Origin of the sequence: Prevotella sp. CAG:255 (assembly GCF_000431195.1) — a bacterium.
In the GTDB taxonomy this organism is placed as follows: Bacteria; Bacteroidota; Bacteroidia; order Bacteroidales; family Bacteroidaceae; genus Prevotella; species Prevotella rara.
This window is the reverse complement of sequence record NZ_HF986820.1, coordinates 138,590-151,551: the sequence shown is the minus strand read 5'-3', so window position 1 is coordinate 151,551 and position 12,962 is coordinate 138,590. Positions and strand designations below refer to the sequence as shown.

Below are 12,962 nucleotides of genomic sequence, written 5' to 3'. Positions count from 1 at the left end.
CCTGCTGAATGCCGAACACTGACCTGTAATAGTTTACGACAGAGTTGAGCGGACGCTTGTGCACATGGATTGGCTGGTCTATCCACGAAGCATTATAATAGTTGGTGCGGGTTGCCACTACGCGAACGCCCTTTGCCAGCGTCACAGTGTCGTTCATGTGAAGAGTGTAGCTCGGCTTGGCATCAAATCCGGATATATCAGACAGCACGACGGTGTTTCTGTCCTTTGGCGTCATCACAAGGCTGATGCTATGCTCCGGCATGACATCAAGGAAACGCACAAGCATAGGCGACTGCGTGTAGAGCTCGTTGGTACGGAGCCCGTCGTCAATCTGATAGCTGACATCAGCATGCACACGTTTTACCACCTCCTGCATCAGCCGCTTGGAGCGGAACTGAAGAATCTCATTGGCCACGTTGGTCTTGTTGATGATATTATCAAAGCGGTCCAATCCAGACGTTGCTGTCTTGTTTGAAGGGTCTTTGATAATAATTGTAGCCGAACGGAAATATACAAAAGGTGCACGGGCATACTTATACCATGCTATCCCGACGCATACAACAATGGAAACCAAGAACCATTTCCACTTTGAGGCTAAGTAAACGAACAAGTCAACCAAATTGACGCTCTGCTCGTTCTTGGGAGAATTATTAGTTTGCATAAAACTTTATTAGATAATGTTTTTTTACTTAATAGCCCATAAGATTGAACAAACTGCCGTAATTGCAGAAAGTATGGTTGTACCGATCTGCCAGCCGCGGTCTTCAGTGTCCTTCTTGCGGTACTTAGGCTCTACATATACGATATCATTCTGCTGAAGATAAAAACAGGGTGACTCAAAGATGTCCTTGCTTGTAAGGTCGTGCATGAACATCTGCCTGTCGCCGTTGACTTCTCTGATGACAGCCACGCGATTGGTCTGCGCCTTGGCGGTAAGGTCGCCGGCATTAGCTATGGCCTCAATAAGCGTAACACGGTCGCCGTTGGCTGTGAATGTGCCGTTGTGTCCTACGGCACCCAATACCGTGTACTTGAAATTGAGAAACTCTATCGACACGATAGGATCACTGATGTAATTTCCGGCAATAATTTTGTCTCTTATCAGCTGCTTGGCTGCATTGACCGTCATGCCGGATACATGTATCTTGCCAAGGATGGGGAAATCAATGTTGCCGTCGACATCCACACGATAGCCCATCTGCTTGGCCCCGCCTGAAGCTGCGGCAGAAACATTTCCGTCTGTTCCCACCTGAACAGCTCCGCCGTTGATGTTGAAAGGAATTGCCAACTCAGGATTTTTACTGCTGACTGTTATACTAAGCCTGTCATCATCATGGATAACGGCTTCATACTTTGTCTCAATGGGATATTTTGTACCCATCTGCATGTCTTGCAGGTAAACGAAACTTTTTCGTGACGCGCAAGACGTAAGAATCAATACGGCAAGCAAACTTGCCCATAAAAAGTTTTTGCTCATTTTTTTATTTGATTTATCTGTTTTTATTGTTTTCTTGTAAGTTCTCTATAACACATTAGTGCTGCATCTTTGTCAGGAAGACAGTCAAGAGTACCAACCGTTACGCTCCCGGCCAATAAGGTCAACGTGTCATACAGGCTGTTGCGTAAGTGCTCGTCTCTGGCAATAAAAGAGCAGCCGGGATAAAGTGCTACAAAGGCATCGGCTCCCTCCTGCAGCTGAAACGAATTTTCAGGTGCCTGATTCAAACGTACCATGCCGCCCACGGGGAAAGAAACATTTTTATAGCATGCCGTCTTGCCGCTCCACGGAGAGCCGTAGGCATATGCCTTACCGTTCAGAATCCTTATAGTAGGATTGTCGTCGTTCAACAGTTCCGTGCCAGGTATATTCTCAATCCAAAGAGCTGAATGTGTGCTCTTGCCTGTTCCGCTTTTTCCCAAGAACAAATATGCCTGTCCGTTACAGAAGACAGCCGAGGCATGTATCGAAACGGCATCGTGGCGCAATATAGCCTGAGCGTATGCCACACGGATAAGAGACGAGAGAGCGTTTCCGGCATTAACGTCATCCCACTGTATGTGTGCCTCTACTGATGAAAAATCAGACTTGGCAAACATTCTGTGCAAATGACCGTTATTGATGATTTCTATATAATAGCCGTCTGACAAGGCGTATAGAACAAGGTGCCCCATGTCATTGTCGGTCTCGTCAATCAGCTCCTTTGTCTCTGAACAAGGCAGCTGGCTCAATGGCACGGCAAAGAACCGGAACAAAGGCTCTTCAGCACCAATACTTGTCTCATAAAAAGGAAGGAATGACGGGAGCAGCTCTTCAATATCACACGCCCCTGGCAAGGAGACGGAAAAAGGAAAGCCTGCCACCCGGAAATAATAAGTAGCTGTCATTTAAATTGTCCCTTCAACAGTTGAACGAAATACCAAAAAGTTTCCTTTGGTGCATAGTATGAAGCAAAATGCATATTACGCATGAATGAACGTATTGTATTTAATTTGCGCCTGTAAGCAACAGATTCGGAAACAAGCATACTGTCATACTGACCAAAATTACCTCCACGCCATACGATTTCAGCAAGAGGAGCTGCCGACGGCGCTGTGTCTTCATAAGGTAGACAGTCTTTAGGAAGGCCAAGATAATCTATCAGGAAAGTATGCAACAACGGGCACCATCTCTGGAGTCCGATTTTCTTGCATACAGCCTTCATCTCTTCTGAATCTATTTCTCCATGCAGCTTATAGCATGAGCGAGCCATGTCGCACATCTGCCTGAGCCCGATACCGCGGCTGACAGAATGCTTCAAGATATGCAGGCTTTGCAACAATATATCCAAAAATGGAGACGGCGTTGTTACTATGACCGACGGATATGTTGACAATGCAGTATGCCGGTATCCTTTTTGACCTTCTAACTTGCGAACAAAACCTTGCAGAAAAGGATTATATAAATCAAACAAGCGGCTATGATGCTCTATGTCAACACCTTGCCATCTGTATGATATGCCCTCATCTGCCTGTTTCGTAAACGTTATATTGTTTTTTCGCAAGAAGTCCAAGGCATCGTCCCATGCCTTCTTATTATTGAAATACAGGTCGATATCACCACATACCCTCAACAGCGGACTCTCGTAATAATTGGCCACGCCTTGTCCTTTTTGCAATATCGGATTAAGGCCTTTCTCATGAAATATGTTATAAAGCTGGCCAAGTACGCCATTCATTTTCCTATTTCGGCGCTCAACGGCATCAGTCTCTGCCATCCATCTCACAAGAAGAGACTGCGGCGGAATTTGACTGTCAGGCAAATGCGAAACTCCCTGAAATGCAAGTCCCGTTACAGTGTGCTGCATGGCAAGGCGAAACACATCGTTCCAATCTTCTTCTGTAAGATTTAACCTTGTATTGTGTTCCTCCCGGTCGCCCCACAGCCCCAGTCTAACAAGCAAAAGCAGCACGTTTCGCAGCTTTTCTTGTCGGGCGCCGTCCTGTTTTATCTCCATTCAAATATAAAATTCAAAGCAACAGGCCAAAAGACTTCCACTCGGCCATCTGCCGTTCTATGTCATTAATTGCCACTTCTTTGTCTATCTCAAAATTCTCGCATAAATAATCAGCCAACATATCCGGAGTGGTGCCGCCTTTCTCCACTTGCTGCCACAAAAGCGCAGCCGTATGGTTCAAGCTGTAGACATCGCTCATGTTTGCATTTTCTTCATTAGCCTCAACAATCATATACTGATTGCCAACTTTCCTAAGTTTAACCCCTGCTTTAGGGTTCAATACCATTTTATTCATTACATTAATATATTTAGAATTTCTTTCCAGATATTATCGATGACACTGTAAGTATGATTATCTTTAAATCCAGCCATAATGAACGTTCACGCAGATACTTAAGATCCATTCTGAGACGCTCAAGCATCTTTTCCATCGTATCTGTATATCCGTTGTATAATGTAGCCGGAGAGAAAAGTCCCGGCCTTAGCTGATAGAGTAGTTCGTAGTCAGGGTTGATAGCCCTTATCTGGTCGACAAAGTATTTACGCTCCGGACGCGGCCCCACAAAACTCATGTCTCCTTTTAGGACATTCCACAACTGGGGGAGTTCGTCTAAATGATGTACACGCAAGAAGTTGCCGACCTTCGTAAGTCTCATGTCGTTTTTCTGGCATAAGGCAGGCTTTCCGTCTGCCTCAGACATGACGTTCATTGAGCGAAACTTGTACAACGTGAACGGCAAGCCTCCATATCCGACCCGCTCCTGTTTAAAAATAGCCGGACCGCCATCTTCACGTTTTATAAAGAAATATATTATCAAAAAAGCAGGCGATGTAACTATCAAGCCTCCAAGACTGCATATTACATCAAAAATACGTTTTAACATACATGCCCCAAGTGACATTTTCTTGTGCTGACAATTATTTTTATCATTCATGGTTATTAGTTTTTCAGTTATTGTTTAGTTTCTTTCATTAATCCGTCGTAAAGTTCTTTGCATTTAGCTATCATTTTCTCTTTAGTAAATAGCTTTTGGTATCTGTTTAAGGCTCCTTCTGAGTATCTGTCGTAAGCGGCACCATTCTCGGCAATGGCCTCAATAGCCTTTGCCAAGGCATAAGCATCACCGGGAACGACATTGATGCCAGACTCTTCGTGTGCATTTACCCAAGACACTCCCGAATGAGGAATTTTTGTAGCAACAACAGGCTTTCCGCATGACATCGCCTCTATCTGAACGATGCCGAAAGCTTCTGTCTTCTGCACGCTGCTCAAGCAAAACACATCGCAGGCTCCATAATATGAAGGCAGTTCCTCGTCGCTTACGTGTCCTAGCAGCTTGACTTTTCCACGCAAATGCATTGAGTTTATCTCTTCCTGCAACTTCTCGCGTAAAGCACCCGTACCGCCGATAAGTATCATGTAATTGTCTTTAAGATATTTTGTTGCCGCAATAAGGAATTCGTAGCCCTTATAGGTTACCAGACGTCCTAAAGAAAAAATAATCTTCTTTCCTTTATATCTGTCTTTTATCTTCCTTACACCGGCAGCATCCGGACACATAGGGTCGACGCCTATGGGCATACACACTGTCTTGTGCTGCACTTTCCGTAAGAACGGAGATTCAGACAAATATACCGGTGACGTGCCGACAATCTTATCAGCCCTTCTTATCAGCCATTTTTGTAACGGAGAATATAATCTCAGCAATATCCTTTGTTTCTGAATATCGCTGTGCCAATGCAGTACGACCTTACCTTTATATCCAGACAACAGCAAAGCCAGGCAGGCCATCGGGTCAGGATGGTGCACATGTATAATATCATATTGGTCTTGTACTTTCTTTAACGCAAAAATCATTGCAGGAGAAATCATCGTGGCTGCTATCTTCGCCAACGTATGGCAACAGATGACTTTTGCATGCTCATTCACAGAAATAGTTCTACTTTCACCATTTGTGGCGGCACACATCATATCACAATACACATTCTGCTCCGACAATCCAGACATCAGGTCGTATGCGACTTTTTCCACACCACCACATATCGGGTAAAACTTACCCAACTGTAATACTCTAAAATTATTGTTAATCATATAAGTTTCTCTTTCGACATTTGCCGAAAAGCAGAATCAGCATCTGCCTAATTTAAGTTCAGTTAATTTGATTGGTAACAAACATACGTCAAAGTAAATCACGATGACGACTAATCACTTCCGGATAATTACGCCGGATATAGCCTCCAAGACTATTATATGTCAAGCCAAGCCGTCTGGAAATAGATTTCAGACTCTCCGGCGTTGTTTCATACAGCTTCATCGCGACGAAATATTTTTCCTCACTCCTTCGGGATATTTTCTTTCCTGATGCAGAACACGTCATACCCTGTCTGGCTGCCAGCTCCGGCTCATGCTTATTCAAATATTCTCTGAATACATCCGGCCGGAAGCCAAATTCAACGGCAACCTTAGCTATCGGACGAGGATTTTGCCTGAGGCTCTCTATTGCGCCTTCATATTTCACAGCCACGGTCTTTAAACGTCTTTTCGCCTTACGCAAATCGATATTTTCATCTACATCGCCTGCAACGCCCAAACGTTCAAGAACCAAGTTCTTATGCCATTTATGCAAATAAGACCGGAAGCCTTCTGACGAAACGCCGGCATGCTTCGCAATGTCTTTCATGGTCATCGTTGTGTTTTTATATAAGTCTAAAGCCTCTGCATATTTCTTTTCCGTTGCAGGAGCAGGCTTATACATCCTTCCGTTGCCTGTCAGTTTGCCAAAAGTCTTGGTTGCCTCTGCCACTTTACGCCGCTGCCGTTTCTGCTTGAGAATGTCGCTATGATAAAATCTCATATGCTGACTGAAGCCGCTGAGCGAAACCTTGCACGCCTCGGCGATTTCCGACATTGTCATGTCTGTCTCTTTATACATTCTCACGGCCTCTGCGTATTGCTTGATGCACTTCTTACGGGCGCCATGAGCCGTATTGTCATTTATTCCAAGCTGCTTGCGCACTTTCTCGCGCCACACTAATGTGTCATGATAATGTATACGCATAAAATTGGCCATCGCTGTTGCATCCAGACCATACTTGCGTGCAATTTGAGAAATGTTCAGGTCAATAAATGTCAATGAATCACATGCAGCTACAGCATCCTTATACTTCATGTGGGCATTAATGTTCTGCTTTCCCGTCTCTATTATTTTCACATTCTGCAAACTGCTGTTATTCACAGATATTCCGTGGTGTCTAAAGACCAGTTCACGCCAGTAACGCCGCAGATAACTGCCTAATCCACCTACAGAAACATTACAGATTTCTGCTATTTCTTTCAAAGGTTTGTCCGTTTCGGCATATAGCTTCACCGCCTCCTCATATTTCTTATGTAAAGCCAGCCGGCGTTGGACAACCGACTTTTCTCTCTTTGTCAATGACACCAGGTCTTCTTGACAGTTTTTCAGTGTATTCATAGTAAATTATTTTTCACCGGTCACTCAAGAAAAGAGTTCAGTCGTTTCATCAGTTTACGCAAAATAAACTTCTGTCCGTTTTATCCAAGGTGCAGCAAGACATGCAATACAGACACCAAAAGGAAATAAAACGGAAAAAATAAATATCTGAATAATCTGAAAAAACGGTATACTTAAACTCTTTAAACCGATCTGGTTTTTAAGTATTCATCAATTCCTCGTATAAACAAAAATAATCGGCATAGCGTTCTTCCTTCTTGAAATTCTGAAGGGCATATTGCCTGCATGATTTTTGATAAAAGTCTTTTCCACGCTGACAGATGGCACGCACAGCCTCAAGCAGTCCTTTCACATCCCCCTGTTCTACTATAAGTCCCGTAGAGTCTGTTACAGCCTCAACGCTGCCTCCAGTACGATAAGTCACCACGGGCGTGCCGCATGATATAGCCTCTAAGTTCACCGTAGGATAATTATCCTGCCACGTGGGATTGACAAAGGCATCGGCAACTGAATACAACTGAGCAAGCTGATGAATATTTTCGGTCCTGCTTATTCCGATTATGTTCCGTGGAAGTTTCTTCTTTTCCTCTTCTTTCATTCCTACGAGCACAATAACCTCATCATCATTCAGCAGTTTGCTCAATTGCATAAAATCATCCAGCCCCTTCTCCCTGCTCCATATACTTGCCACACCTAAGAATATGCGTTTTCCTTCCAGTCCATATTTCTCAATAACCTCTTTGTCGGGACAGACATTAAAGATATCGGTATTAATGCCGTTATGAATCACCCGGAAACGATATTCACTCAGAAACGACTTTGACATCTCTGTCCTTATCCAGTCGGAAACAGGCACTATGACAAACTTGTCCCTGGGCATTGATGTGAAAGCTGCCTTTTTATCCTCAAAGTTTCGTTTACTTCTGTCAAATACAAGACTTGCAGGAAAATCCTTCCGCTGTGGGCAATTTCCGCATCCAGTCTGCCACTTGTCGCATCCGGCATAAGAGTAATAATAACAATGCCCTGTGTAAAGCCAACAGTCGTGAACGGTCCACACAACAGGCTTGCCACACTTCGACAGGTAATCGAACAAGACACGATAATTCAGGAAGTAGCCATGAATGTTGTGTATATGTATTATGTCTGGATTTATCCGGTCTATCTGTCTGACAAGCTCATGAGTTGCGTGCGTTGAAGCCAGGCCATGTCTGTCAAACAAACGCGTCTGAACGCCATGCCATAGAGTGCTGTATATACCGCCAACAGGAATAATTTCCGATTTGCAAGGTTTTATTCCGTCGCGTCCCTTGCCGTAAGCGATATAACTCTCCCACCCGTTCTGCAGGGCCAGTTCGCCTATTTCCTGCATTATGCGTCCCGTTGAGGTAGAGACACGTAACACAGGATTTATCTGAAGTAGCTTTTTCATCTCTCAGTCAAAGAATTAAACAGGCTTATCCATTTATTCATCACCGTTTCTTCTGAATAAGTGGAAACCACGTTAAGAGCGTTCTTCGACAGTCTCTTTCTATATTCTTCGTCAACCATCACATTCATCATGGCGTCTGCCAGTGCCTGAATGTCACCGTTGCTTACCAGCAGTCCGTTCTCGCCGTCCTTGATGATGTCCTTTGGACCGCACTTAAAGTCGAACGCCACAACGGGCAGCCCGCATGCCATTGCCTCAATCATCACCATCGGAAAGCCTTCATAATTGGAGCTCATCACCAGCATTGAGCTTCGCGCGTATTCATCGCCAATCTGCTTTGTCGGACTGTTTATCCGCATCGTGTCCTGCAGATGTCTTTCGTCAATCATCTGCTGCAGCATCTCCTGCCATTCGCCCTGGCCGAAGATGTCGAGACGCCAGTCGGTAAAATAAGAGTTACGCTGCACTATCTCCCACGCACGTATCAGCCTGTCGAAACCTTTCTGATGGTCAAGCCTTCCTACGGCTATTATTCTTTTCGCGGTAACATCTGAATAGCGGTCGCTCACATGCATTGCCGCATTGGGTATCACCTCTATGTTCGGCAGACTGCCCCAATAGCCGCGGTCTTCGTTGGTAAGCACTACAAACTTGTCAAACCTTCTTACTATGCGTTCATCCTGCCGTGTGCGCCATTTGTCTATCAGTCCCATCAGACCTTTGCGTCCGTATTGCAGACGGAAGAACTTACAGAAATGCAGCTCAAGCACTTTCTTGCTGCCGTCTTTTATCTCCGGGATGAACGACGATTCCGACGGATAGAGCGACACCACGATGTCGGCCTTTTCCCTTTTCAGCAGCTCAGTCAGCTTACGTTTGTGTTCCTTTCTCTTGCGCAAATAGCCGCAAATCTTTTTCAACGTCCCCTTGTCGTTGTCGTCCGAATAATTTATGTCCAAATCCGTCATCCTCACATTCTCAGGAAACGGATAGAACGGCGGCCTGTGATGCTGGTCTGTTGTAACAATAGAAACATCCCATCCCTTAAGACGCGAAAGATATGTTACCTTATTCAGCAGCACACGCTCCATTCCGCCGGGGTTATATGTTGAATGGGTGCAATAGATTATTTTCATGATATTACATTATTCTCTAATGATTTCTGAACAGCCATTTGGTCATCGTCTTTATCAAGACATAGGAACAGGGCAAAAACTAAAAATATATCAGAAGAGACTTTAAACCAGACAACGAAGTTCAACAAAAGAATTACAAAGAATAAACTGCGGTATGAGGCGAAACGATCCATGCAAACTTTACCAGTCTTAATCATAAAAAGACTGAAAGCAATAAGTCCAGCCACGCCGAAATAATAGATAAATCGCAAATAACCTACATCCGTATTCTGATAAAAGCCATGCCATATCGGGCCTGTATAATAAGGTTCTGAACCATTCGGATTATCAAAATACCCGTCACCTATAATCCATGTCTTAAGATTATCAGGAAACACATACATATTTTTAAGAATTTCATTAGAATGAACTTCCCATTTACCTTTCTCAACGAGGCTAAAAAATCCTTCAAAACCAAAACGTAAATTATAGCGGAAAGTCTGATTTGTATTATATACGTAAGTTATCAACAAAATCATGACAAACATAATACCAATAAACCAACCATAAACATGTGCCATGTTTGAATCAAACTTTAAAGTATAAAGACGAGATACATAAATAAGATAAGCCAAAGCACAAATTGCACCTATAGAAGTAGTGCGAGACATCATACTTCCGATTACAGCAATTAATACAAAGGCTATCATGTATAACCCAATATATTTTTTCTTCTCTGTTTTAGCATTCTTTGTCAAAAGAAATACAATCATCATCAATATGACAGAAAAACGCGAACCGGCTACATCCAAACTTGCACCGATACCATACATTCTGTCTTTTAATTTCCCCATAAATCCTGTACTTCCTAAGAAACTATCTACAAATGCTTTCAAAGAAGGAGACTGTGTCATCGCAAAGGCTATCAGGCATTGGGCAACACATACCACAATCAAATAATTACATAACAATTCCACAGAAATATGTCCATGAAATTTTTTGATAGCTTGAATAACCACGTATGCACCTGAAAGCCAAACCAACATTGAGACAATATAAGTGGCATAAGTATAATCATGAGTGTCATTCCATATTACAGCAAAAAAGCCGATTAAGGATACTATACCTGCCATTATGGCAAGATTAAAAATATCCTTATTAATCAAAGATTGACCTTGACGTGCTAATTGAACAATCAATATTATTAATCCTATACCTGCCATAACCATCTTGGTATTGGCTCCCGGCAAAAAGGTAAATTCAAACGGAAAAAAATAAAAACTGGTCAATATGGTAAGTACTACCATTCCAACCAACCGCAATATCCACATAGTTCTTTATCTATAAATCAGTCCGTATATCACTTTATGTACACATTTGTAATAGAGCCATACTGCCCAAAATTGATTCTTCCATGCCAACCATTGCAGGCAACGGCTACGCAATGACAGTTGTTTATTCTTAAGAATGTATTTGTTTGCATTAGGATACCAAGACTGCCATAATCTATATTTAGAAAAGTCGTCTGTAATCAAGAAAGGGAACTTCACATCCAATTGAAAGAAAGCCATTTCTTTTTTCAATTGTTCACCGAACATTTCTTGTAAATCATTTAACAATAATGATACATTATATTGCAATTCCTCCAAATGTCGATTAGAGTAGGTTTTGCTGAATGCTCCTGTATTGAGCTGTACATAGTGATAAAAGGCTTTTGGCAAATATGCGACCTTTGAAGCACGGGCAAAAAGACGCATAATTGTCATATCTTCACCCATGCCGTATCCGGCAGGAAACTCTATTTTACTATCCACATACAAAGATCTGCGTATAAGCTTATTCCATACATTAAACTTCATTACACCGCTCAGCATACCTTTCAATGCTTCTATAGATGTATGGTATTCCGGTTGTTTCATGTATCTTTCATTTTTGGCGAACGACAACCACCAATCACACCACACTATATCCGCATTAACATCAGTCGCCTTGCGGTAGAGTTGCTCAAACATATCCGGCTCTACGAAATCATCGCTGTCACAATGAAATATATATTCTCCTTTGGCAACCGCAAGACCTGTGTTGCGGGCAGCAGGTAATCCCTTATTCTCAGCATGAGTCAGAATCCTAACATGAGCGCTTCGTTGCGGATAGTCTGCAAGCACTTTACGTAACACAGCAATACTTCCATCCGGTGAGGCATCATCCACAAAAATATACTCTACATCCGTCAGCGTCTGTTCCAATAAAGACCTGGCACAACGAGCGATAAAAGCCTCAACCTTATAAATTGGAACAATTACAGATATTTTCATTTCTTTAATATGGTTTCAAACAAGGAAATCCATTGTGGTATAATATTTTCTTGCGTAAATCTTTTCGAATTCTCAAGGGCTTTCTCGCCCATTTTTTTTCTTAATTCTTCATCCTGCATAAGAGAAAGAAGTTTCTTTCCGAAATCTTCAATATCCCCATTTTTTACCAAGAAACCGTCTTCTCCATCTCTAATAATATCTTTAGGACCACATGGAGCATCAAAACTAACAACAGGGAGACCAGCTGATTCTACTTCTACTATAGCCATGGGAAAGCCTTCATAGTTAGAAGTAAAAGCAACAATAGAAGATTCTGACAGTTCTTTGCCAACATTATTCGTCGCCCCATCAAGAAAGACAGATTTTTCTAAATTTAGATCATATATCTGTTTTGTCAACACAGGCCGTAAACTTCCCTCTCCAAAGATATGAAGAGTCCAATCAGGAACTTGTTTGGCAATCAAAGCCCAGGCATTGATCAATCGGTCATAGCCCTTTTGATATTCATATCTGCCCACAGAAATTACACGATGTTTCTCTAATTTTGCCTTTTCTGCAAAGTTCTTAGAACAAAAATTGTTAATAACAGAAACATTATTTAATTCTTTCCAATTGTCTGCATCCTCATGACTTAAAACTACGAAGCGGTCATATTTTCGTAATGAATGAATCATTTTAGGCATCATAAAATCATCTACATAACCCATTATCCCCTTTCTTCTAGTAATACGGAACATAGGTTTACATACATGAAACTCAACAATTTTTTTACTACCATCTTTTATTTTTGGTAGAAATCCCATTTCGGTACGAAAAGTTGATATGACTATATCTGCCCTCAATTCCAACAACAATTTCTTTAACCTCTTTTTATGTTGATAGAAGTTATAAAAAAAATAAAATAATTTCTTTATAAAACTGCGTTGACCATTTAAACAATAATTGATACCTAAATCATAACATTTTATGTTATTGTTAATCTTAAAATATGGTTGTTTTCCTTGTTGATCGGTAGTAACGATTGATACATCATGTCCCATTTCAGAAAGTAAATTAGCTTTACTTGATACAATCCGCTCCACTCCTCCTAAAAGGTATGTAGACGGTAAGCAATAAACAATCTTCATTCTTCC

The 12,962-nt window shown here is 42.2% G+C and carries 12 protein-coding genes and 1 pseudogene; all 13 read right to left on the bottom strand.

From position 1 onward, the window contains the following. Nucleotides 1–661, bottom strand: a pseudogene (locus tag QVO66_RS09700) (GumC family protein); the annotation flags it as partial. Between the two features lie 24 nt (nucleotides 662–685). Then, nucleotides 686–1,477 carry a polysaccharide biosynthesis/export family protein gene (locus QVO66_RS09695; RefSeq protein ID WP_021855293.1) on the bottom strand — a complete coding sequence of 264 codons (792 nt, stop codon included), beginning with the start codon at nucleotides 1,475–1,477 and terminating at the stop codon, nucleotides 686–688. A gap of 23 nt (nucleotides 1,478–1,500) precedes the next feature. Next, entirely contained in the window at nucleotides 1,501–2,385 is an 885-nt protein-coding gene (locus tag QVO66_RS09690) for a hypothetical protein (protein ID WP_021855292.1), read from the bottom strand. Beyond that, entirely contained in the window at nucleotides 2,382–3,494 is a 1,113-nt protein-coding gene (locus tag QVO66_RS09685; protein ID WP_021855291.1) for a nucleotidyltransferase domain-containing protein, read from the bottom strand. The genes QVO66_RS09690 and QVO66_RS09685 overlap by 4 nt, the downstream gene beginning before the upstream one ends. A gap of 13 nt (nucleotides 3,495–3,507) precedes the next feature. Beyond that, nucleotides 3,508–3,789, bottom strand: a complete 282-nt coding sequence (locus QVO66_RS09680) for a PqqD family protein (RefSeq protein WP_021855290.1) — start codon at nucleotides 3,787–3,789, stop codon at nucleotides 3,508–3,510. A gap of 13 nt (nucleotides 3,790–3,802) precedes the next feature. Further along, on the bottom strand, nucleotides 3,803–4,396 hold the full coding sequence (locus QVO66_RS09675; protein ID WP_125105579.1) for a sugar transferase: 594 nt from the start codon (nucleotides 4,394–4,396) through the stop codon (nucleotides 3,803–3,805). 50 nt (nucleotides 4,397–4,446) lie between these two features. Further along, nucleotides 4,447–5,586, bottom strand: a complete 1,140-nt coding sequence (locus QVO66_RS09670) for a glycosyltransferase (RefSeq protein WP_021855288.1) — start codon at nucleotides 5,584–5,586, stop codon at nucleotides 4,447–4,449. A gap of 88 nt (nucleotides 5,587–5,674) precedes the next feature. Continuing rightward, nucleotides 5,675–6,967, bottom strand: a complete 1,293-nt coding sequence (locus QVO66_RS09665; protein WP_021855287.1) for a hypothetical protein — start codon at nucleotides 6,965–6,967, stop codon at nucleotides 5,675–5,677. Between the two features lie 199 nt (nucleotides 6,968–7,166). Continuing rightward, nucleotides 7,167–8,399, bottom strand: coding sequence for a glycosyltransferase (locus tag QVO66_RS09660; protein WP_021855286.1), 1,233 nt, complete (start codon nucleotides 8,397–8,399; stop codon nucleotides 7,167–7,169). Beyond that, a complete protein-coding gene (locus QVO66_RS09655) occupies nucleotides 8,396–9,535 on the bottom strand; it encodes a glycosyltransferase family 4 protein (protein ID WP_021855285.1) in 1,140 nt (379 codons plus the stop codon). The genes QVO66_RS09660 and QVO66_RS09655 overlap by 4 nt, the downstream gene beginning before the upstream one ends. Then, a complete protein-coding gene (locus tag QVO66_RS09650; RefSeq protein ID WP_288172784.1) occupies nucleotides 9,532–10,737 on the bottom strand; it encodes a hypothetical protein in 1,206 nt (401 codons plus the stop codon). The genes QVO66_RS09655 and QVO66_RS09650 overlap by 4 nt, the downstream gene beginning before the upstream one ends. A 114-nt stretch (nucleotides 10,738–10,851) precedes the next feature. After that, a complete protein-coding gene (locus QVO66_RS09645; protein ID WP_021855283.1) occupies nucleotides 10,852–11,829 on the bottom strand; it encodes a glycosyltransferase family 2 protein in 978 nt (325 codons plus the stop codon). Next, on the bottom strand, nucleotides 11,826–12,956 hold the full coding sequence (locus QVO66_RS09640) for a glycosyltransferase family 4 protein (protein ID WP_021855282.1): 1,131 nt from the start codon (nucleotides 12,954–12,956) through the stop codon (nucleotides 11,826–11,828). Before QVO66_RS09640 ends, QVO66_RS09645 begins: the two co-directional genes overlap by 4 nt. Nucleotides 12,957–12,962 lie beyond the last annotated feature (6 nt).